Source organism: Pseudomonas sp. HMSC067G02, assembly GCF_001813485.1.
In the GTDB taxonomy this organism is placed as follows: domain Bacteria; phylum Pseudomonadota; class Gammaproteobacteria; order Pseudomonadales; family Pseudomonadaceae; genus Pseudomonas; species Pseudomonas aeruginosa.
The window spans coordinates 263440-285719 of the sequence record NZ_KV812708.1 but is presented as its reverse complement, the minus strand read 5'-3'; the positions used below and the strand labels follow the sequence as shown (position 1 = coordinate 285719).

The window sequence follows — 22280 nt, the reverse complement described above, 5'->3', positions numbered from 1 at the left end:
GGCATCAATCAGCGAATTCCGGCTTCTGCTTGGCCATATGCGCGGCCATCGCCACCCGCAGGTCGGCGGACTGGAGCATGGCGGCGTTCCAGGTAGCGACGTACTCGAGGCCGTCGTCGACCCGGTGGTCGCGCATATAGCGGATCATTTCCTTGGTACCACGGATGGCGATCGGCGACTTCGCGGCGATCTGCCGCGCCAGTTCGAAGACCCCATCCATCAATGCGGCCTGGTCCGCGTAGGTACGATTGACCAGGCCGATGCTCCGTGCCTCTTCGCCGTCGACCATGCGCCCGGTGTAGGCCAGCTCACGCATCATGCCATCGCCGATGATCCGCGGCAGGCGCTGCAGGGTGCCGACGTCGGCGGCCATGCCGATGTCGATCTCCTTGATCGAGAACTGCGCGTCGGCGGTCGAGTAGCGCATGTCGCAGGCCGAGACCAGGTCGATGGCGCCGCCCAGGCAGTAGCCCTGGATCGCCGCGAGCACCGGCTTGCGGCAGTTGTCGACCGCGTTGAACGAGGCCTGCAGCTCGAGGATCTTGCGACGCAGGGCGTCGGCGTTGCGGCCGACGTCCTTGCCCAGTTGGCTGCCGACCTGGGCCAGCAGCATCAGGTCGATCCCCGAGGAAAAATGCTTGCCCGCCCCGGACAGCACGACCACCCGCACTTCGTCGGTATCGTCGACCCAGCGGAAGATCTCGATGATCTCGCGCCAGAAGTCCTGGTTCATGGCATTGATCTTGTCCGGACGGTTGATCTGGACGTGGGCGATCTTGTCTGCCAGCTCCACACGGAATGCGTTGTACTCGGTCACGGCGATAGTCCTCGGCAGAGCAACTGCGCTGTCAGAACGCAGAGATTTTTGTTGTGCGGGAAATCCCGCAACTATAACAAGGGCGAGCCAAATGTCGATGCTGCACTATGTGATGCACGGCACGCCCATTGATACCGCAATCTCTTCGATGATTGCGCTAAACGCTTGATCCAACGAAAGTCCTGCTGGCATTTTCAGTCTTTTCCTTGCCGTGGAGTCCATCGTGAGCAGTCCCTTGAGCCAGGCTTTCGCACAGAACTTCCTCGGGCATTCGCCGCGCTGGTACAAGCTGACGGTGCTCGCCTTCCTCTTGCTCAACCCCCTGCTGCTATGGCTGGCCGGGCCGGTGACAAGCGCCTGGGTGCTGGTCGGCGAGTTCATCTTCACCCTGGCCATGGCGCTGAAATGCTATCCGCTGCAGCCGGGCGGCCTGCTGGTGCTGGAGGCGCTGTTGCTCGGCCTGGCTACCCCCGAGGCGCTCTATGCGGAGTTGCAGCACAACTTCCCGGTGCTCCTGCTGCTGATGTTCATGGTCGCCGGCATCTACTTCATGAAGGACCTGCTGCTCCTGCTGTTTTCCCGCCTGCTGCTCGGCGTGCGCTCGAAGGCCCTGCTATCGCTCCTGTTCTGCCTGCTGGCCGCCCTCCTCTCGGCCTTCCTCGACGCCCTCACCGTGACCGCCGTGGTGATCAGCGTGGCGGTGGCATTCTTCGCCGTGTACCACCGGGTCGCTTCGGGGCAGCGCGCCAGCGAGGACTACGATCCCGCCACCGACCGCCAGGTCCCGGAGCTGCACCGGGCCCATCTCGAAGAATTCCGCGCCTTCCTCCGCAGCCTGCTCATGCACGCGGCGGTCGGCACCGCGCTGGGCGGCGTCTGCACCCTGGTGGGAGAACCGCAGAACCTGCTGATCGGCCACGAGGCCGGCTGGCATTTCGTCGAGTTCTTCCGCCAGGTCGCGCCGGTATCCATGCCGGTACTGGCGGCCGGCCTGCTGACCTGCGTGCTGCTGGAGAAGAGCCGCCGCTTCGGCTATGGCGCCCAGTTGCCGGCGGCGGTGCGCCAGGTGCTCGCCGAGTACGCCGCCAGCGAAAGCCGCAAACGCGGAGCGCAGCAGAAGGCCGCGCTGCTGGTGCAGGCCCTGGCGGCGCTGGTACTGATCGTCGGGCTGGCCCTGCATGTCGCCGAGGTCGGCCTGATCGGCCTGTTGGTGATCGTGCTGATCACTGCCTTCACCGGCGTCACCGACGAACACCAGATCGGCCGCGCCTTCCAGGAAGCCCTGCCGTTCACTGCGCTGCTGGTGGTGTTCTTCGCGGTGGTCGCGGTGATCCACCAGCAGCACCTGTTCACCCCGATCATCCAGGCGGTGCTGGCGCTGCCGGCGGAACGCCAGCCGGGCATGCTGTTCATCGCCAACGGCCTGCTCTCGGCGATCAGCGACAACGTATTCGTCGCCACCATCTACATCACCGAGGTGAAACAGGCGCTGGATGCCGGCCACATGAGCCGCGAGCATTTCGATACCCTGGCGGTGGCGATCAATACCGGCACCAACCTGCCCAGCGTAGCGACGCCCAACGGCCAGGCGGCGTTCCTCTTCCTGCTGACCTCCTCCATCGCCCCGCTGGTGCGCCTGTCGTACGGCCGCATGGTCTGGATGGCGCTACCCTACACCCTGGTGATGGGCGGCCTGGGCTGGTGGGCGGTCAGTCATTGGCTTTGAGCGTCGGCACTCCGTTGACCTGGTTGCGCCATTGCCGCCAGGTGTACATCGGGATACCGGCCATCAGCACCAGGAAGCCCCAGAAGATCGCCTGCTGGCCGGTGCCATACAGCGCCCATAGCGAGTAGGCGAAGCCCAGCGAGCCGATCACCAGCAATTGCCGGCGTGAACGCGGCGAGAACTCGTCCGGTCGCACCGCCAGCAGTTGCAACAGCGCGGCGGTGCAGAACGCGTAGGGGACCACCCCGGTCATGGTGCCGAGCAGGATGATCACGTTGAACACATCGACCAGGTCGCCATGCCCGTCGACCATCACCAGCGCCGTCACCAGCAGCCCCGAGGCCAGCAGGCCGTGGGCCGGCGCGCCGTTCTTGTTGAGCTGGCCGAGCGACTCCGGGAACAGCCCGTCGCGCGCCGGAGCCACCGGGATCTGGCCCTGCAACAGGACCCAGCCATTGAGCGCGCCCAGGCAGGCGATCACCGCCCCGGCAGCCACCAGGTAGTAGCCCCAGTCGCCCATCAGGATCCGTGCCGCGTCGGCGAACGGCGAGGTGGAGCGGGCCAGCACCTCCGGCGGCATCAGGCCCTGCACCGCAGTGATAGAGAGGATGTAGAGGGCCGCCGCGGCCAGCGTGCCGAACAGGGTCGCGCGGGGAATGGTGCGGCGCGGGTCCTCGACGTCGTCGGCCGGCACGGTGGCCGACTCCAGGCCGATGAACGACCAAAGAGTCAGCGCCGCGGTGGTGGCGATCGCCTGGGCATAGCCCATGTTCGGCAGTTCGCTGCGCGCCGGGATCGCCAGGTGCTCGGGATTGAAGTGGAACCAGCCGAGGATACCGACCAGCAACAACGGCAGCAGCTTGAGGATGGTCAGCAGGTTCTGCACCACGCTGAAGGTGCCGATGCCTCGCAGGTTGATCAGGGTGCACAGCCAGATCGCGGCGATGGCCACGCAGACCATCAACAGCGGATCCGCCAGCGCCGGGATGAACACCCGCAGGTAGCCGACCAGGGTCACGGCGATCGCCGCGTTGCCGATCCAGGCGGCTTTCCAGTAGGTCCAGGCGCACAGGTAGCCGGCGAAGCTGCCGAAACCGTCGCGGGTATAGGCGTAGGGGCCGCCGGCGCCGGGGTTGACCCGCGCCAGGCGGGCGAAGGTCAGCGCCAGCAGCACCGCGCCGGTGCTCGACACCAGCCAGCCGAACAGGCTGAGCCCGCCGAACGCCGCCAGGCTGGAGGGAAGCAGGAAGACTCCCGAACCGACCATGTTGCCGATCACCAGCGCGCTGCAGGTCCAGAACCCCATGCCGCGCTTGCCGGCCTTCTCTCCCCCCGCCATCGACACCCCTTAGCCTGTCGGCCTCATTCTTTTATGCATTCAACGGTATAGCAGCGCCCGGACGGTCCGTCCTGATGCTGCAGGCCGTGCACATCGGAGTCGAAACCAGGGAAGGCGCGCTCGAAGGTCCGCGCGAACTCGAGATAGTCGAGGATCGAGCGGGTCGCCTCGGTGAAGCGCTCACCCGGCATGATCAGCGGGATACCCGGCGGATAGGGTACCAGCATGACGGCAGCGATGCGCCCTTCCAACCGAGCGATCGGTACCGCCTCGACCTCGCCGCGCACCAGCTTGTCGTAGGCCTCGGACGGCCGCATCGCGACCTCCGGCAGCACCGTGTACATGCGCTTCATGGCCTTCGCCGTGGCGTTGTCGCGGTAGCTGGCGTGCATGGCGTCGCTGAGGTCGCGCAGGCCCACGCCGTTGTAGCGCTTGCCGCCGGCCTGGGCCACGGAGGGCAAGACGTCGAGCAGCGGCAGGTTGGCGTCGTAACAGCGCTTGAATTCGAGCAGTTCGGTGACCAGGGTGCTCCACTTGCCCTTGGTGATGCCCATCGAGAACAGCACCAAGAAGGAGTAGAGACCGGTTTTCTCCACCACCAGCCCGCGCTCCCAGAGGAAGCGGCTGACGATGGCGGCCGGAATCCCCTGCTCGCTGAGCTTGCCGCCGGCGCTCAGGCCCGGGGTGGTCAGGGTGACCTTGATCGGATCGAGCAGCACGTAGTCTTCGGCGATATCGCCGAAGCCGTGCCAGTCGGCGCTCGGCTCCAGCACCCAGTCATGGGTGCCGACCTGATCGGTGCCCTCCACCTGCTCCGGCTGCCAGACGCCGAACCACCAGTCGTTCCGGTCCAGGTTCTGCCGTACGTTGGCCAGGGCCCGGCGGAAGCTGAGGGCCTCGTCGAAGGTTTCCTGGATCAGCGAACGCCCGGCGGGCCCTTCCATCATCGCCGAAGCCACGTCCAGCGAAGCGATGATGCCGTACTGCGGCGAGGTCGAGATGTGCATCATGAAGGCTTCGTTGAAGCGCGCCACGTCCAGCTTCCGGGTCCCGCCATCCTGCACGTGGATCATCGAGGCCTGGCTGAAGGCGGCGAGCATCTTGTGCGTGGAGTGGGTGGCGAACACCAGGGGTCCCTCCTCGCTGCGCGAGGTGCCCATGCCATAGCGTCCGTCGTAGAACTCGTGGAACGCGGCATAGGCGTACCAGGCCTCGTCGAAGTGCAACACTTCGACGCTGTCGCCGAGGGTCTGCTTGATCAGCTCGGCGTTGTAGCACAGGCCGTCGTAGGTGGAGTTGGTCACCACCGCCAGCTTCACCTTCGGCTCGCGGCCGCGCGCCAGCGGGCTGGCGGCGATCTTCGCGGCGATCGACTCCTTGCTGAATTCGCTCAGCGGGATCGGCCCGATGATCCCCAGTTCGTTGCGTTCCGGAGTCAGGTAGAGCGGTATCGCCCCGGTCATGATGATCGAGTGGAGGATCGACTTGTGGCAGTTGCGGTCCACCAGCACCAGGTCTTCGCGACCGACCATGGAGTGCCAGACGATCTTGTTCGCGGTGGAAGTGCCATTGATCACGAAGAAGGTATGGTCGGCGCCGAAATTGCGCGCGGCACGGTCCTCGGCCTCGGCCAGGGGGCCGGTATGGTCGAGCAGCGAGCCCAGCTCGGGGACCGAGACCGACAGGTCGGAACGCAGCGTGTTCTCCCCGAAGAACTGGTGGAACGCCTGTCCCACCGGACTCTTGCGATAGGCGACACCGCCGCCGTGGCCCGGCGTATGCCAGGAATAGTTGGACTGCGCGGTGTGCTCGACCAGCGCACGGAAGAATGGCGGCAGCAGCCCGGCCAGGTAGTTGCGCGCCGCCCGGGCGACCTGGCGGGCGAGGAACGGCACGGTGTCTTCGAACAGGTAGAGGATGCCGCGCAACTGGTGCAGGTCGGCCATGGACTCGGCCGGCGCGTTCTCGATGGTCACCTGCTCGCCGAGGGCGAAGATCGGCAATTGCGGCGCCCGCACGCGGGCCACGCGGATCAGTTCGACCACATCCTGCAGCAGGCGCTGGTTTTCCCCGGCACCTTCGGCGGCGACCAGGATGCAGGCCAGGCCGTGGTGGGTGGAAGCGACGATGCGCCCCTCGGCGGAGCTGGCGGTGGAGAGAATGCTGAAGCCGTCCTGCTCCAGTTCGTGGGCGATGCCCCGCACGCGTTCGCCGGCAACGGTGTCGGCCTTGATGTCGCGATGGACGATGAGGACGGGAAATTTGAGGTCTTTATACATTGTTGATCCCGAGCAGCAGGCGGGCGAACCCCGCCGGTTGGCTCAGGGTAGAGACTTGCCGGCACGCGCGTAACCCCCGGCGGCTTGCCCTTGTAAGAAAAGGTCGCGGCAACACAAGTCGGCGCGCCGCGCTTGCCTCCGCTCCCGCCAGCAAGGAGCATGGACCTCTCTGCCCTGCTACGGAGCGACAACGATGCGCAGCGCTTATCGGATCGTCAGCGATCACTATGCGGCCTCTAGCCGTGGGGACCTCGCCGGAATGCTGGCGGACATGGACGAACGCACCGAATGGACGGAAATGGCCGGTTTCCCGCTGGCCGGCACCTATGTCGGCGCGGCCGCCATCGGCGCCGGTGTGTTCCAGGCCTTGCAGCGGGACTGGGAGGGCTTCAGGGTCGAGATCGAGCGCCTGATCGACGGCGGCGACAGCGTGGTCGCCGTCGGTCGATATGCAGCGACCCACCGTCGCAGCGGCAAGTCGTTCGAAGCGCGCGTGGCACACGTATGGACGGTGGAGGACGGCAGGATCCGCCGTTTCGAGCAGTTCTGCGACACCTTGCTGGTGGAGCGGGCGACGCGCTGAACGCGGCGCCCGTGGTGCATGGGCAGGCTATTCGCCGACCGGCGCTTCCAGTTGCGCCCAGAGCGACGGACCACCTGCCGACTTCTCGATCACCGCCAGCCGCGCCGCATGCGCAGCCAGCTCTTCGGCGTTGGCGCGCAGCACCGGGGTGGCGACCCGCGCCGGATCGAGCCGACGGATCGGGCTGACCATCGGCCGGCCGCTGCCGTCGCCTTCCGCGCCGCTGCCGGCCAGCGACAGGCTGGTCTGGCCGCCGGTCATCGCCAGGTAGACGTCGGCGAGGATCTCGGCGTCGAGCAACGCGCCGTGCAGGTCGCGGCCGGAGTTGTCCACGCCGTAGCGCTTGCACAACGCATCGAGGTTGTTGCGCTGGCCCGGATGGCGCTCGCGGGCCATCAGCAGGGTATCCAGCACCGAGCAGTACTCGGTCACGTCCGAGCGGTCCTGCTGGCCCAGCAGGGCGAACTCGTTGTTGATGAAGCCGATATCGAACGCCGCGTTGTGGATGATCAGCTGGGCGCCGCGGATGAATTCGAAGAAATCGTTGGCGACCTCGCGGAAGCGCGGCTTGTCCTTCAGGTATTCGTTGGTGATGCCGTGGACGGCGATCGCCCCTTCGTCGACCTCGCGATCGGGTTGCAGGTAGACGTGGAAGTGGCGACCGGTCAGGCGGCGCCCCTCCAGCTCGACACAGCCGATCTCGATGATCCGGTGACCATCGGTCACCGGCATGCCGGTGGTTTCGGTATCCAGTACGACGCTACGCATCTATAGAGCCTTTCTCTGTTTCGCTGCAGCCGTGGCTGCTGAACGCTTGTTTCGGTGTGGCCGCTCAGCGCGGCAATTCGGCGACGCCACGGTTGGCCAACTGGTCGGCCCGCTCGTTGCCGGGGTCGCCGGTATGCCCGCGGACCCACTGCCACTCCACCTGGTGCCGGGCGACCTGCTCATCCAGGGCCTGCCAGAGGTCGGCATTCTTGACCGGCTGCTTGCTGGCGGTCTTCCAGCCGCGCTTCTTCCAGTTCGGCAACCATTCGGTGATGCCGCGCATCACGTATTCCGAGTCCGTGATCAGACGGATCGGACAGGAACGCTTGAGTGCCGCCAGCGCCTGGATCGCCGCCATCAGCTCCATACGGTTGTTGGTGGTGTCCGGCTCGCCGCCCCAAAGCTCTCGCTCGGCGCCCTTGTAGAGGAGCAACGCCCCCCAGCCGCCGCGCCCAGGGTTGCCCTTGCAGGCGCCGTCGGTATAGATCACTACCTGTTCTTTATCTGTCATGCCTAAATTTCGGAGTCTCGCCGGCTGACTTTCGCCACCGGCATGGGCACCAGCTGACCGCGCGGTTCGCGCTTGCTCTGGCGCAACGGGCGCAACCCCACGACCAGCTTGCGTGCCACCAATAGATAGAAGCCGGCGCCCGAAGACTGCCAGGCGTCGCCCCAGCGCTCCAGGCGAGCCAGGCGCGATTGCCAGGCTGCCGACGCAAGCGGCGGACGATAGCACCCGAAGCGCCGTTTCTCCAGCGCGAAGCCCAGCAGGTTGAGCCAGTCGCAGGCCCGCGACGGAGGAATGCAACGGGCCTGGCGCAAGGCATCCCCGGCGAAATAATGACGGATGCCCCACAGGCTCCATGGGTTGATTCCGATCAGCAGCAGGTGGCCGCCCGGACGAACGGTACGCGCGGCTTCGCGCAGGAGACGGTGAGGCGACAGGCAGAAATCCAGGCCGTGTTGCAGCAGGACCACGTCCGCGGCATGTTCGCTGAGCGGCCAGGCGCCCTCTTCGCAGGCGATGTCCACGCCCGGCAGCGGCGGCCCCAGGCGCACGCCGCGCTGAATCTGCCCGGTGCTCGGCGGCAGTTCGGCATGCGGCCCGTAGTGCACCAGGTAGCCACCGAAGTAACGGGTCAGCTCGTCGCACAACAGGCGTCGCTCCTCGGCCAGCATCAGGCTGCCCAGCGGGCCCTGGAACCAGTCGCGCGCCCGGTTGATCGATGCCAGCCACTCGGCATCGGTCTGGGCGAAGGCTTGCGGTTCGTTCATGCGTACCTCCAGCGTCTTCCCCTTCGCGGCGACGGACGCCGGCACGACGGGAAAATAAGCAATACTATGCGCCAATGACTTCTGCTTAGCGACATCGACCCATGATACAGATCGACGCCCTGCCCGCCTTCAACGACAACTACATCTGGCTGTTGCAAGATGCGACAAGCCGTCGCTGCGCGGTGGTCGACCCCGGCGATGCCAAGCCGGTGGAAGCCTGGCTGGCCGCCCATCCCGACTGGCGGTTGAGCGATATCCTGGTGACCCACCACCATCACGACCACGTCGGCGGCGTCGCGGCCCTGAAGGAACTGACCGGCGCGCGGGTTCTCGGCCCGGCCAACGAGAAGATCCCGGCCCGCGACCTGGCGCTGGAAGACGGCGAACGGGTCGAGGTGCTCGGCCTGGTCTTCGAGATCTTCCACGTGCCCGGCCATACCCTCGGCCATATCGCCTACTACCACCCGGCGGAGACGCCGCTGCTGTTCTGCGGCGACACCCTGTTCGCCGCCGGCTGCGGCCGTCTCTTCGAAGGCACCCCGGCGCAGATGCACCATTCCCTGGCGCGACTGGCCGCGCTGCCGGCCAACACCCGGGTCTACTGCACCCACGAGTACACGCTGAGCAACCTGCGCTTCGCGCTGGCGGTGGAGCCCGACAACGCGGCGCTGCGGGAACGCTTCGAGGAAGCGACCCGGTTGCGCGAACGGGATCGCATCACCCTGCCGTCGGAAATCTCGCTGGAATTGTCGACCAATCCATTTCTTCGCGTTTCGGAAAATTCTGTTAAGAAAAAAGCCGACCAGCGGAGCGGCCAGCAAAACCGCACCCCGGAGGAGGTTTTCGCCGTCCTGAGGGCCTGGAAGGACCAGTTCTGAAGGTTGGCGAAATCTTGACCACTCTTGAGGTCATTTCTAGAATCGGCTGAATTTTTGCCCGGAACAGCACTCAGCCGATGCCGCCACAGACACGTAAAACCCCCGATCTAGACGCCCTGGCTCGCGCCGTTCGGGTGTCCATCCTGCTCATCGCCGGTGCGCTCGCCGGCTGCCAGGGCAGCGGCCAGATCAAGGGGGAGGCCCAGGCCAAAGCAGCACGTCCCGGCGCCCGAGCCGTCGACGTCCAGTTCAATCCCTCCTGGCTGCATGCCCAGCCCGGCCAGAACGCCGCCTACAACGACATCTGGGACCGCATGCGCGACGGTTTCCAGCTCCAGGATGCGATCAGCACCAACCCGCGCATCGAACGCCAGCGCCTCTGGTTCCTCAGCAACCAGTCGTTCCTCGAACAATCGAGCGCGCGCGGCAGCCTCTACATGCACTACGTGGTCGAGCGCCTGGAAGAACGCAACATGCCGCTCGAACTGGCGCTGCTGCCGGTCATCGAAAGCGCCTACAACCCCTTCGCCCTGTCGCGCAGCAACGCCGCCGGCCTCTGGCAGTTCATTCCCGCCACCGGCCAGCATTTCAACCTGCGCCAGACCAATTTCTACGACGGTCGCCGCGACATCACCGCCTCGACCAACGCCGCCCTGACCTATCTCGAGCGCCTGCACGACATGTTCAACGGCGACTGGATGCTCGCCCTGGCGGCCTACAACGCCGGCGAAGGCACTGTCAGCCGTGCCATCGAACGCAACGAGAAACTGGGCCTGCCGACCGACTACTGGAACCTGCCGCTGCCGCAGGAAACCCAGGACTACGTACCCAAGCTGCTCGCCCTCTCGCAGATCGTCATGGCGCCGGATTCCTACGGCATCAGCCTGAACCCGATCAACAACGAGCCCTACTTCCAGGCCGTCCGGGTCAAGCGCGGGATCGACCTGTCCAGTGTCGCCGCGCTGGCGAACCTGGACGAGGACGAGCTGTACCAGCTGAACCCGGCCTACAAGCGCCGCGTGACCATGGACGGCCCCCAGCAACTGTTGGTGCCGATGGAGAAAGCGGCGTTCCTGACCGCCTCGCTGGACACCCTCAAGCCGAAGGAAGTCACCGCCTGGCAGCAATACCGGGTGCGTAGCGGCGACAGTCTGCACAGCATCGCCAACCGCTATCGGATCACCGTAGCGGAGCTCAAGAGCGCCAACCGCCTGTCCAGCAACCACCTGCGCAAGGGCCAGCAACTGAGCATCCCCGGGCAGATCGCCGGCGGCGCCGTCAAGCCGGTCTACCAGCAACTTGCCCGACAGGCTTCCACCCCGGCCAGGACTCGCTCCTACAAGGTCAAGAACGGCGACAGCCTGTGGCAGATCGCCCGCAACAACGGCGTCGACGTCAACGACCTGAAGCGCTGGAACGGCCTGGACAAGCACGCCCTGAAGGTCGGCCAGACCCTCAAGCTGCAAGGCGGCACCCAGGCCCTGGCGGCCCGCAAGGGAAATGCCGCCGGCAAGCGCGACAGCGCCACCTACTACAAGGTCAAGCAAGGCGACTCGATGTACCTGATCGCCAAGCGCTTCAATGTCGAAATGAAGCACCTGCAGCGCTGGAACCCGCGCAGCAAGCAGGCGCTCAAGCCCGGCCAGACCCTGACCCTGTACCTGGACACCGCGAGCCGCTGACAGCCCATTGCAGGTCGTCCCGAAACGCCACGCCCGCTCCTGCCGGCGTGGCGTTTTCGCAAGCGCGGCCAGAACCCCGGACCCTAGGCCGGCCAGGCCCGCGCTCCCTCTTTTTTCCTGTGCGGGCAAGGTGTTACTGTTGCCTGACGATTCGTTGTCAAAAATAGCCAAGGACCCGGACACACGCCTGATGCGTCGCCTCTCCTTCCTGATCCTCGGCCTGGCCGTGAGCCTGCCCAGCTTCGCCGCGATTACCCAGAGCCATGGTTATGCCCAATTCGGCACGCTCAAGTATCCGGCCAATTTCCAGCACTTCGACTGGACCAATCCCGACGCCCCCAAAGGCGGCACCTTGCGCCTGATGGCCTCGGGCAGCTTCGACACGCTCAACCCCTACACCCTGAAAGGCACCAGCCCGATCGGCACCGGCGATTTCCTCCAGTACGGCGTCAACGAGCTGAACGAACCGTTGATGGTGGGCACCGGCCTGTACGATCCGTCCGGCGACGAACCAGCCTCCAGCTATGGCCTGATCGCGAAGAGCGTGGAATACGCGGAAAACCGCAGCTGGGTGGTATTCAACCTGCGGCCGGAAGCACGCTTCCACGACGGCAGGCCGATCACCGCCAGCGACGTGGCCTTTTCCTATCGCACCCTGGTCAAGCAGGGGCACCCGATGTACCGCACCTACCTGCAGGAGGTGAAGCGGGTCGATATCCTCACCCCCCACCGGGTGCGCTTCGTCCTGCGGCGCTCCGGCAACCCGCTGCTGATCCTGCGCCTGGGCGAGCTTCCGGTGCTGCCGCAGCATTACTGGAAGGATCGCGACTTCCGCGCCACCACCTTCACCGCGCCGCTGGGCAGCGGTCCCTATCGCATCGTCGAGGTCGATCCCGGGCGCCGCCTGGTGTTCGAACGCGTGAAGGGCTGGTGGGGCGAAAAACTGCCGGTGAACCGCGGCAAATACAATTTCGACCGGGTCGTGGTGGACTTCTACCGGGACAACGGCGTCGCCTTCGAAGCCTTCAAGGCCGGCGAGTTCGACTTCTACATCGAGCACCAGGCGAAGAACTGGCTGAACAACTATCGCTTCCCCGCGGTTCTGCGCGGCGATGTGATCCGCACGGAAATCCCGCACCAGATCCCCAGCCAGACCCAGGCGTTGTTCATGAACACCCGTCGCGCCGTGTTCAAGGAGCGCGCGCTACGCCAGGCGCTGGGCGAGATGTTCGACTTCGAATGGACCAATCGCGCCCTCTTCAGCAATTCCTACCTGCGCTCGCGCAGCTACTACCCGAACAGCGAATTCGCCGCCAGCGGCGTCCCGGAGGGCCAGGAATGGCTGTACCTGTCGCCGTACCGCAAGCAATTGCCGGCGCAGTTGTTCAAACAGCCGTTCAGCCTGCCGACCACCGAGGGGCGCGGCATTCCCCGTGAAACCCTCAGGCATGCACTCGGTCTACTGGCCGATGCCGGCTGGAAGCTGTCCGGCGACCGACTGCTGAATAAAAAGGGCGAACCGCTGCGCTTCGAAATCCTGCTGGTCAATCCGAGCCTGGAGCGTATTCTCCAGCCCTATCGCGAAAACCTCGCCAGCATCGGCATCGACGCGCGCCTGCGCACCGTCGACCGCGCCCAATACAAGCAGCGCCTGGACCAGTTCGACTACGACATGATCCTCATGACCCTGCCGCAGACCCTCAGTCCCGGCCTGGAACAGTGGCAGTACTTCCACTCCAGCCAGGTGAAGGTCAAGGGCAGCAAGAATTACGCGGGAATCGCCAACCCGGTGGTCGACGCCATGCTCAACCGCCTGCTCGGCGCCCACAGCCGCGACGAACAGGTCGCCGCCGCGCGCGCCCTGGACCGGACCTTGCTCTGGCAGTACTACAGCATTCCCAACTGGTACCTCAATTCGCACCGTCTGGCGTACCGCAACCGCTTCGCCTTCGTCGCCACCCCGCCCTACACCCTGGGCCTGCGCGCGTGGTGGCAGAAAAACCTGGAGACGTCCCGATGATCCGTCCCCGCTTCACCCCTCTGCTGGCAGCCCTGCTGCTCGGCTGCTGCGGCCCGCTCCTCGCCGCCCCGAAACATGCACTGACGCTCTACGATGAGCCTCCGAAGTATCCCGCCGATTTCAAGCATTTCGACTACGTGAATCCGGATGCGCCGAAAGGCGGCATCCTCCGCCAAGCCGACTTCGGCGGCTTCGACAGCCTCAACCCGTTCATCGGCAAGGGCGTCTCGGCCCCTTCGCTGGGCCTGATCTACGACACCCTGGCCTTCCAGTCGCAGGACGAGCCGTTCACCGAATACGGCCTGCTCGCGGAGAAGATCGAGAAGGCACCGGACAACAGCTACGTGCGCTTCTACCTGCGCCCCCAGGCCCGTTTCAGCGATGGCACGCCGGTCACCGCCGAAGACGTGGTGTTCACCTTCGAGACGCTGGTGAGCAAGGGCGACCCGATGTACCGCAACTACTATGCGGACGTCGACAAGGTGGTCGCCGAGGACAAGCTTCGCGTGCGCTTCGACTTCAAGCACGCCGGCAACCGCGAACTGCCGCTGATCCTCGGCCAGATCGCGATCCTGCCGAAACACTGGTGGGCCGACCGCGACTTTTCCAAGACCGGCATGGAAATCCCGGTAGGCAGCGGTCCCTACCGCATCGCCAAGGTCGATCCGGGACGCTCCATCAGCTACGAGCGAGTCAAGGACTGGTGGGCCAAGGACCTTCCGGTCTCTCGCGGACTCTATAACTTCGACACCATCACCATCGACTCCTATCGCGACATGTCGGTCGCCCTGGAAGCCTTCAAGGCCGGCCAGTACGACGTCAACCTCGAATATTCGGCGAAGGACTGGGCCACCGGCTACGAGTCGCCGGCATTGCGCGACGGGCGCTTCATCAAGGCCAGCATCCACAACCACAACCCGGTGGGGATGCAGGGCTTCGCCTTCAATATCCGCCGCCCGGTGTTCCAGGACCGCCGGGTACGCCAGGCGATCAGCCTGCTGTTCGACTTCGAATGGTCGAACAAGCAGCTGTTCTTCAGCTCCTACAAGCGCACCAACAGCTATTTCGAGAACTCGGAGATGGCCGCCCACCAGTTGCCCAGCGAAGCCGAGCTGAAGATCCTCGAACCGCTGCGCGGCAAGATTCCCGACGAGGCCTTCGACCAGGTCTTCCAGAATCCGGTCAATGACGGCAGCGGGGTGATCCGCGAGCAGCGGCGCAAGGCCTACCAGTTGCTCACCGAGGCCGGCTACAGGATCGAGAACAACCGCATGGTAGGTCCCGACGGCCAACCACTGAGCTTCGAATTCATGCTGTTCCAGGCCAACATGGAACGGGTCATCCTGCCGTTCAAGCGCAACCTGGCCGAACTTGGCATCGACATGCAGATCCGTCGCGTCGACGTCTCGCAGTTCGTCAACCGCCTGCGCTCGCGGGATTTCGACATGACCTCGGCGACCTGGCCGCAATCCAACTCGCCAGGCAACGAACAGCGAGAGTTCTGGCATTCCAGCAGCGCCGACAAGGCCGGCAGCCGCAACTTCATCGGCCTCAAGGACCCGGCCATCGACAGCCTGGTGGAAAGCCTGATCCAGTCCGACTCGCGGCAAAGCCTGATCGACCATACCCGCGCCCTCGACCGCGTACTGTCGTGGGGCTACTACGTGGTTCCCAACTACTACGTCGATACCTGGCGGGTCGCCTACTGGAACCGTTTCGGCCGGCCGAAGGTGACGCCACTCTACGACTGGGGCCTGATGACCTGGTGGCAGACCAGCGACAAGGCGCTGCCGAGCAAGGCGCAAGCCGAAGCCGCGCAAGACGCCGAGCCGGAACGGGAGTAACGCCGCATGCTCTCCTATATCCTGCGGCGCCTGCTGCTGATCGTCCCTACCCTGTTCGGCATCCTGCTGATCAACTTCATCATCATCCAGGCCGCTCCCGGCGGTCCGGTGGAGCAGATGATCGCCAAGCTGGAAGGCTTCGACGCCGCTTCCGGCGGCGCCACCGGACGCATCTCCGGCGGCGGCGGCGAAGTCGCCGTGGCCGGCTCGCAATACCGCGGCGCGCAAGGCCTGGACCCGGAGCTGGTGAAAGAGATCGAGCGCATGTACGGCTTCGACAAGTCGGCCCCCGAGCGCTTCATGATCATGCTGAAGAACTACCTGCACCTGGACTTCGGGCAGAGTTTCTTCCGCGACGCCAAGGTCACCGACCTGATCATCGAGAAATTGCCGGTGTCGATCTCGCTCGGACTCTGGAGCACGCTGATCATGTACCTGGTGTCGATCCCGCTGGGGATCGCCAAGGCGGTCCGCCATGGCAGCGTCTTCGACATCTGGACCAGCTCGGCGATCATCGTCGGCTACGCCATTCCCGCCTTCCTCTTCGCCATCCTGCTGGTGGTGCTGTTCGCCGGCGGCAGCTACTGGGACTGGTTCCCCCTGCGCGGCCTGACCTCGAACAACTTCGACCAGCTCAGCCTCGGCGGCAAGGTACTCGACTATTTCTGGCACCTGGCCTTGCCGGTAACCGCCCTGGTGATCGGCAACTTCGCCACCATCACGCTGCTGACCAAGAACAGCTTCCTCGACGAGATCGGCAAGCAATACGTGGTCACCGCCCGCGCCAAGGGCCTGACCGAACGCCGCGTGCTCTACGGGCACGTATTCCGCAACGCCATGCTGCTGGTGATTGCCGGCCTGCCGGCTGCGCTGCTGGGGATCTTCTTCACCGGTTCGCTGTTGATCGAGGTGATCTTCTCCCTCGACGGCCTCGGCCTGCTCAGCTTCGAAGCGGCGATGAACCGCGACTACCCGGTGGTCTTCGGCACGCTGTTCATCTTCACCCTGTTCGGGCTGGTCATGAAGCTGATCAGCGATATCGTCTACACCCTGGTCGATCCGCGCATCGACTTCGAGAACCGGGAGTAATCCGATGCGCCTGTCTCCCATCAACCAGCGCCGCTGGGCCCGCTTCAAGAGCAACAAGCGTGGCTGGTGGTCGCTCTGGCTGTTCCTCATCCTGTTCGTCGGCAGCCTCGGCGCCGAACTGATCGCCAACGACAAACCGCTGGTCGTGCATTACGACGGCGGCTGGTATTTCCCGGTCTTCAAACGCTACCCGGAAACCACCTTCGGCGGCGAATTCCCCCTGGAAGCCAACTACAAGAGCCCCTACATCAGCCAACTGATCGCCGAGAAGGACGGCTGGGTGCTTTGGCCGCCGATCCCCTACAGCTACGACACCATCAACTACGAGCTGAAGGTTCCCGCCCCCGCCCCGCCGTCGGCGGAAAACTGGCTGGGCACCGACGACCAGGCCCGCGACGTGCTCGCCCGGGTGATCTACGGCTTCCGCGTGTCGATCCTCTTCGCCCTGACCCTGACCGTGCTCAGTTCTCTGATCGGCGTCACCGTCGGCGCCCTGCAAGGCTACTACGGCGGCTGGGTCGACCTGCTCGGCCAGCGTTTCCTGGAAGTCTGGTCGGGGCTGCCGGTGCTCTACCTGCTGATCATCCTGGCCAGCTTCGTCCAGCCGAACTTCTGGTGGCTGCTGGGCATCATGCTGCTGTTTTCCTGGATGAGCCTGGTGGACGTGGTCCGCGCCGAGTTCCTCCGCGGGCGCAACCTGGAATACGTCCGCGCCGCCCGGGCCCTCGGCATGCGCAACAGCGCCATCATGTTCCGTCACATCCTGCCGAACGCGATGATCTCGACCCTGACCTTCATGCCGTTCATCCTCACCGGCGCCATCGGCACCCTCACCTCCCTGGACTTCCTCGGCTTCGGCCTGCCGCCCGGCGCGCCGTCGCTAGGCGAGTTGGTCGCCCAGGGCAAGTCCAACCTCCAGGCACCCTGGCTGGGCATTTCCGCCTTCGTGGTGCTGGCGGTCATGCTGAGCCTGCTGGTGTTCATCGGCGAAGCCGCCCGCGACGCTTTCGACCCGAGGAAATGAGATGAGCGAGAACATTCTGGAAATCCGCGACCTCGCCGTCGAATTCCTCTCCGGCGAGCAACGCCAGCGGGTGGTCGAAGGCGTCAGCTTCGACATCCGCCAGGGCGAGACCCTGGCCCTGGTCGGCGAAAGCGGCTCGGGCAAGTCGGTGACCGCCCACTCGATCCTGCGCCTGCTGCCCTACTCCGTCGCCAGCCACCCAGCAGGCAGCATCCACTACCAGGGCGAGGATCTGCTCAAGCTCCCGGAACGGCGCCTGCGCGGGATCCGCGGCAACCGCATCGCCATGGTCTTCCAGGAACCCATGACCTCGCTCAATCCGCTGCATACCATCGAGAAGCAGCTCGCCGAGGTCCTCGCCCTGCACAAGGGCCTGGGTGGCGCCAAGGCCAGCGCGAGAATTCTCGAACTGCTCGAGCTGGTCGGCATCCCCGAGCCAGCCAAGCGCCTGAAAGCCTATCCACACGAACTCTCCGGCGGCCAGCGGCAGCGGGTGATGATCGCCATGGCCCTGGCCTGCGAGCCGCAACTGCTGATCGCCGACGAACCGACCACCGCGCTCGACGTCACCGTCCAGTTGAAGATCCTCGATCTGCTCAAGGACCTGCAGGCACGCCTGGGCATGTCCCTGCTGCTGATCACCCACGACCTCAACCTGGTCCGGCGCATCGCCCACCGCGTCTGCGTCATGCAACAAGGGCGGATCGTCGAGCAGGCTTCCTGCCAGGAACTCTTCGCAGCCCCGCGACACCCCTATACCCGCGAGCTGCTCAACGCCGAGCCCAGCGGTGCGCCGGCAAGCAACCCGCCCGGTGAAACCCTGTTGGCGGTGGACGACCTGCGGGTCTGGTTCCCGATCCGCAAAGGCGTGTTCCGCCGCACCGTGGACCACGTCAAGGCGGTCGACGGGGTCAATTTCGAACTACCCCGCGGGCAGACGCTGGGCATCGTTGGCGAAAGCGGCTCGGGCAAGTCGACCCTTGGCCTGGCAATCCTGCGGCTGCTGGAAAGCCAGGGCGGCATCCGCTTCGAAGGCACCCGGCTGGACGGTCTCGCGCAACATGACGTGCGCCCGCTGCGCCGCGAGATGCAGGTAGTGTTCCAGGACCCGTATGGCAGCCTCAGCCCACGCATGTGTGTCGGCGAGATCGTCGGCGAAGGCCTGCGCATCCATAGGATCGGCAGCGAGGCCGAACAGGAGCAGGCGATCATCGACGCGCTGGTGGAGGTCGGGCTCGATCCGCAGACCCGCTACCGTTACCCCCACGAATTCTCCGGCGGCCAGCGCCAGCGCATCGCCATCGCCCGGGCACTGGTGCTGAAACCGGCACTGATCCTGCTCGACGAACCGACCTCGGCGCTCGACCGCACCGTGCAGCGCCAGGTCGTGGAATTGCTGCGGCAACTGCAGGGCAAGTACAACCTCACCTACCTGTTCATCAGCCACGACCTGGCGGTAGTCAAGGCGCTCAGCCACCAGCTGATGGTGGTTCGACATGGCAAGGTAGTGGAACAGGGCAGCGCCGAAGCGGTTTTCGCCTCGCCGCAACATCCCTATACGCAGCAATTGCTGGAGGCCGCCTTCATGGCCCCGGCAAGCGCGGAAAACTGAGTAGCAGACAAGGAACGGACCATGGGATTTCTCACAGGAAAACGCGCCCTGATCGTCGGAGTCGCCAGCAAGCTCTCCATCGCTTCCGGCATCGCCGCCGCCATGCACCGGGAAGGCGCCGAACTGGCCTTCACCTACCAGAACGACAAGCTCAGGGGCCGGGTGGAGGAGTTCGCCAGTGGCTGGGGCTCGCGGCCGGAGCTGTGCTTCCCCTGTGACGTGGCCGACGACAGCCAGATCGAAGCGGTGTTCGCCGCCCTGGGCAAGCACTGGGACGGCCTGGACATCATCGTCCACTCCGTCGGATTCGCTCCAGGCGATCAGCTCGACGGCGACTTCACCGCGGTGACCACCCGCGAGGGCTTCCGCATCGCCCACGACATCAGCGCCTACAGCTTCATCGCCCTGGCCAAGGCCGGACGGGAAATGATGAAGGGCCGCAACGGCAGCCTGCTGACCCTCTCCTACCTGGGCGCCGAACGGACCATGCCGAACTACAACGTAATGGGCATGGCCAAGGCCAGCCTGGAGGCCGGGGTCCGCTACCTGGCCGGCAGCCTGGGCGCGGAAGGCACCCGGGTCAATGCGGTTTCCGCCGGGCCGATCCGAACGCTCGCCGCCTCCGGAATCAAGAGCTTCCGCAAGATGCTGGCCGCCAACGAGCGGCAGACGCCGCTGCGGCGCAACGTCACCATCGAGGAAGTCGGCAATGCCGGCGCCTTCCTCTGTTCGGACCTGGCCAGCGGTATCAGTGGCGAGATCCTCTACGTCGATGGCGGCTTCAACACTACCGCCATGGGCCCGCTGGACGACGACTGATCACCCCGCCCATGAAAAATGGCCGCTTCGAGCGGCCTTTTTCATGGGCGGAATAAAGAAAAGGCCGCGTAAGCGGCCTTTTCTCTGCATCTCGGTCTCAGTATTTCTCGACTTCCGCCTTGTCCTGCAACTGACGGCGGAAGGCGGCGAAGTCTGCCTGTCCGCTGCGCGAAGCCAGGAAGCGGCGGTACATGGCCTTCTCGTCGTCGGAGATAGCCTCCTCCGGCTCGCTGACGCCATTCAGGCGGATCACCACGTAATCGCCATTGGCCAGGGTCACGCCAGAGAGCGAAGGCTTGTCCTTGGCCTCCGGACGCTGCATGCGGAACACCGCCTGGAGCAGTTTCGGATCGACGCCTTCCTGGCCGCGGGAGGCCGCCTCGACCACTTTCCACGACTCACCCGCTGCGGAAGAGGTACGGCCTTCACGCAGCTCTGCAATCAGGGCCTCGCCACGCTTCTGCGCCTCCTCGGCGGCCTTTTCGGCGGCCAGGCGCTCGCGGATGTTCGCCGCGACCTGCTCCAGCGGTTGCTCCTTCGGCTTGTTGTGTTCCTTGACCCGCAGCACCACCACGGTGTCCGGATCCAGCTCGATGGCGCCACTGTTGGCGGCTTCTTCCAGCACCTCGGGGCTGAACGCGGTCTGCACGATCTGGCGGTTGGCAGCGATGCCGTCGCCCCCCGAACGTCCGAACGGCTGGCTGGTCTGGACCTTCAGGCCCATTTCCTGCGCCGGCTGGCTCAGGTCGGCGGCTTCGTAGGCGGAGCTTTCCAGGTCCTTGGTAGCCTCGACGAAACGCTGCTCGACCATCTGCTTCTTCAGTTCGTCCTCGAGCTTCGGCTTGAGGCTTTCCAGGCTCGGCACTTCCGGTGCCTGCACGCCCAGCAGCTTGATCAGGTGGTAGCCGTACGGAGTCTTCACCGGGGCGGATACCTCACCTTGCTTCAGCGCATACAGCGCCTCCTCGAACGCGGGGTCGTACACGCCGCGACCGGCGTAGCCCAGGTCGCCGCCGGTGGCGGCCGAGCCGATATCCTGGGAGAACTCCTTGGCCAGCGCGGCGAAATCCTCGCCCTTGGCCAGGCGAGCCTTGATCTCGTCGATCTTCGCCTTGGCCTGCTCGTCGCCGACCTTGTCGTTCACCTCGATCAGGATGTGGGCGGCATCGCGCTGCTCGGAGAGGTTGGCGATTTCCTTCTGGTACAACGCCTCGAGGTCTTCCTGCTTCACCTTGACCTGGTCGAAGAAGGAGGACTTCTTCAGTTCCACGTATTCGACGACCACCTGCTCGGGAGTCATGAACTCGCTCTTGTGGCCTTCGTAGAAGGCCTTCACCTCGTCCTCGCTCACGCTGCTCTTGGAGGCGTCGGCCTTGATCGCCAGGGTGGCGAAGTCGCGGGTCTGCTTCTCGAGGCGAGCGAAGGACTGCAATTCGTTGTCGGTGACGAAACCGGTGCCCGCCAGGCCGGCGCGAAGCTGGCCGATGAGCATTTCCTGGCCGAGCATCTGGCGGAACTGCATGCGGCTGTAGTTCATCTGGCGGATGACCTGGTCGAAGCGATCCGCGTTGAACTTGCCGTCGACCTGGAACTCGGGAGTTTGCAGGATCAACTGGTCCAGCGCCTGGTCGGAGAAGGCGAACTTGTCGTCCTTGGCGGCCTGGAGCAGCAGGGTACGCTCGATCAGCCCCTTCAGGGCCGCTTCCTTGAGCAGCTTGTCATCCAGCATGGATGGATCGAAATCCTTGCCCAGGCGTTGCAGCAGCTGGCGACGCTGCATGTCCACGGCCTGTTGGACTTCATTGAGACTGATATCGTCGCCGTTGACCTTGGCGGCCACGTTGGAGTGGTCGGTGGCCCGGATGATCGCGTCGAAGCCGGTCAGCGACAGGAGAACGATGATCACGCCAATGATGGTCTTGGCGATCCAGCCCTGGGAATTATCCCTGATGTTCTGCAGCATGCAGCCCCCAAAAACTGCCACGACCAGCCGTCTTGGGCGGCGCGGCGTGGGTAAGAGATGCGGATATAAGAAAGGCGCATCCGAGGATGCGCCTTCTCGTAACTGGCGGAGCGGACGGGACTCGAACCCGCGACCCCCGGCGTGACAGGCCGGTATTCTAACCGACTGAACTACCGCTCCGCAGCCAGGCCAGCCTTGGCCGACCTGGGTAGAACGAGTCCCAAAAGACGCTTAGTTGACAGCATCCTTCAGGGCTTTACCGGCTTTGAAGCCCGGGATCTTGGCAGCGGCGATCTTGATCGGCTTGCCAGTTTGCGGGTTGCGACCGGTGCGAGCAGCGCGCTCTTTGACAGCGAAGGTGCCGAAACCAACCAGCACGACGGAGTCACCAGCCTTCAGGGCGCCAGTGACGGACTCGATCACTGCGTCCAGTGCGCGACCGGCAACAGCTTTCGGGATATCAGCAGATGCGGCAATTGCATCGATCAGTTCCGACTTGTTCACTCTAAGTCCCCTTATTTCTGTTGAGTATGTTTCTATGTGTTAGGTGTAAGGAAATTCT

Annotated in this window: 18 protein-coding genes and 1 tRNA gene; 10 read left to right on the top strand and 9 right to left on the bottom strand. The window is 64.9% G+C overall.

Annotation, left to right across the window (positions count from 1 at the left end; all coding sequences use genetic code 11):
- Window positions 1-4: 4 nt before the first annotated feature.
- Entirely contained in the window at window positions 5-817 is an 813-nt protein-coding gene (locus HMPREF2914_RS24320; RefSeq protein ID WP_003087972.1) for a crotonase/enoyl-CoA hydratase family protein, read from the bottom strand.
- Window positions 818-1040: 223 nt separating this feature from the next.
- Here HMPREF2914_RS24320 and nhaB point away from each other — a divergent pair, with 223 nt between their 5' ends.
- Window positions 1041-2543 (top strand): sodium/proton antiporter NhaB, encoded by a 1503-nt coding sequence (gene nhaB / locus HMPREF2914_RS24315; RefSeq protein ID WP_003087967.1) that lies wholly within the window; start codon window positions 1041-1043, stop codon window positions 2541-2543.
- Here nhaB and HMPREF2914_RS24310 read toward each other — a convergent pair.
- Complete coding sequence (locus HMPREF2914_RS24310; protein ID WP_003087965.1) at window positions 2527-3882, bottom strand: amino acid permease; 1356 nt, start codon at window positions 3880-3882, stop codon at window positions 2527-2529. The two genes, nhaB and HMPREF2914_RS24310, sit on opposite strands and share 17 nt — an antisense overlap.
- Window positions 3883-3905: 23 nt before the next feature.
- Window positions 3906-6161: a lysine-specific pyridoxal 5'-phosphate-dependent carboxylase LdcA gene (gene ldcA / locus HMPREF2914_RS24305; RefSeq protein ID WP_003087961.1), complete on the bottom strand. Its 2256-nt coding sequence runs from the start codon at window positions 6159-6161 to the stop codon at window positions 3906-3908.
- A 193-nt stretch (window positions 6162-6354) separates the two neighbouring features.
- Between ldcA and HMPREF2914_RS24300 the strand changes: the two genes are divergently transcribed.
- The gene (locus HMPREF2914_RS24300; protein ID WP_003132809.1) at window positions 6355-6744 is read left to right on the top strand and encodes a nuclear transport factor 2 family protein; all 390 of its coding nucleotides are present in this window, start codon (window positions 6355-6357) and stop codon (window positions 6742-6744) included.
- A 27-nt stretch (window positions 6745-6771) separates the two neighbouring features.
- Here the strand turns inward: HMPREF2914_RS24300 and dnaQ are convergent, their stop codons facing one another.
- From dnaQ to HMPREF2914_RS24285, 3 genes are all read right to left on the bottom strand, one after another.
- The gene (dnaQ, locus tag HMPREF2914_RS24295) at window positions 6772-7512 is read right to left on the bottom strand and encodes a DNA polymerase III subunit epsilon (protein ID WP_003087958.1); all 741 of its coding nucleotides are present in this window, start codon (window positions 7510-7512) and stop codon (window positions 6772-6774) included.
- 64 nt (window positions 7513-7576) lie between these two features.
- Window positions 7577-8023 carry a ribonuclease HI gene (gene rnhA, locus HMPREF2914_RS24290; protein WP_003087954.1) on the bottom strand — a complete coding sequence of 149 codons (447 nt, stop codon included), beginning with the start codon at window positions 8021-8023 and terminating at the stop codon, window positions 7577-7579.
- A gap of 2 nt (window positions 8024-8025) precedes the next feature.
- Window positions 8026-8787 carry a methyltransferase domain-containing protein gene (locus tag HMPREF2914_RS24285; protein WP_003087952.1) on the bottom strand — a complete coding sequence of 254 codons (762 nt, stop codon included), beginning with the start codon at window positions 8785-8787 and terminating at the stop codon, window positions 8026-8028.
- Window positions 8788-8888: 101 nt separating this feature from the next.
- Between HMPREF2914_RS24285 and gloB the strand changes: the two genes are divergently transcribed.
- The 8 genes from gloB (at window position 8889) to fabI (ending at window position 19755) form a co-directional block, all read left to right on the top strand.
- Complete coding sequence (gene gloB / locus HMPREF2914_RS24280) at window positions 8889-9665, top strand: hydroxyacylglutathione hydrolase (protein ID WP_003087949.1); 777 nt, start codon at window positions 8889-8891, stop codon at window positions 9663-9665.
- A gap of 77 nt (window positions 9666-9742) precedes the next feature.
- Complete coding sequence (locus HMPREF2914_RS24275; protein WP_003132812.1) at window positions 9743-11347, top strand: lytic transglycosylase domain-containing protein; 1605 nt, start codon at window positions 9743-9745, stop codon at window positions 11345-11347.
- 190 nt (window positions 11348-11537) lie between these two features.
- The gene (locus HMPREF2914_RS24270; protein WP_003113590.1) at window positions 11538-13367 is read left to right on the top strand and encodes an extracellular solute-binding protein; all 1830 of its coding nucleotides are present in this window, start codon (window positions 11538-11540) and stop codon (window positions 13365-13367) included.
- Entirely contained in the window at window positions 13364-15211 is a 1848-nt protein-coding gene (locus HMPREF2914_RS24265) for an extracellular solute-binding protein (RefSeq protein ID WP_003087944.1), read from the top strand. Before HMPREF2914_RS24270 ends, HMPREF2914_RS24265 begins: the two co-directional genes overlap by 4 nt.
- A gap of 6 nt (window positions 15212-15217) precedes the next feature.
- Entirely contained in the window at window positions 15218-16300 is a 1083-nt protein-coding gene (locus HMPREF2914_RS24260; protein ID WP_003098134.1) for a microcin C ABC transporter permease YejB, read from the top strand.
- A gap of 4 nt (window positions 16301-16304) precedes the next feature.
- Window positions 16305-17324, top strand: coding sequence for an ABC transporter permease (locus HMPREF2914_RS24255; RefSeq protein ID WP_003087942.1), 1020 nt, complete (start codon window positions 16305-16307; stop codon window positions 17322-17324).
- A gap of 1 nt (window position 17325) precedes the next feature.
- On the top strand, window positions 17326-18936 hold the full coding sequence (locus HMPREF2914_RS24250) for an ABC transporter ATP-binding protein (RefSeq protein ID WP_003087940.1): 1611 nt from the start codon (window positions 17326-17328) through the stop codon (window positions 18934-18936).
- Between the two features lie 21 nt (window positions 18937-18957).
- Window positions 18958-19755: an enoyl-ACP reductase FabI gene (gene fabI / locus HMPREF2914_RS24245; RefSeq protein WP_003087936.1), complete on the top strand. Its 798-nt coding sequence runs from the start codon at window positions 18958-18960 to the stop codon at window positions 19753-19755.
- Between the two features lie 97 nt (window positions 19756-19852).
- Here fabI and HMPREF2914_RS24240 read toward each other — a convergent pair whose 3' ends face one another.
- The 3 genes from HMPREF2914_RS24240 to hupB all read right to left on the bottom strand — a co-directional run bounded on the left by HMPREF2914_RS24240 (window position 19853) and on the right by hupB (window position 22222).
- Window positions 19853-21718 carry a SurA N-terminal domain-containing protein gene (locus HMPREF2914_RS24240; protein WP_003087933.1) on the bottom strand — a complete coding sequence of 622 codons (1866 nt, stop codon included), beginning with the start codon at window positions 21716-21718 and terminating at the stop codon, window positions 19853-19855.
- A 103-nt stretch (window positions 21719-21821) separates the two neighbouring features.
- Window positions 21822-21898: transfer RNA gene (locus HMPREF2914_RS24235), tRNA-Asp, on the bottom strand.
- A gap of 51 nt (window positions 21899-21949) precedes the next feature.
- Complete coding sequence (gene hupB / locus HMPREF2914_RS24230; RefSeq protein ID WP_003087931.1) at window positions 21950-22222, bottom strand: nucleoid-associated protein HU-beta; 273 nt, start codon at window positions 22220-22222, stop codon at window positions 21950-21952.
- Window positions 22223-22280 lie beyond the last annotated feature (58 nt).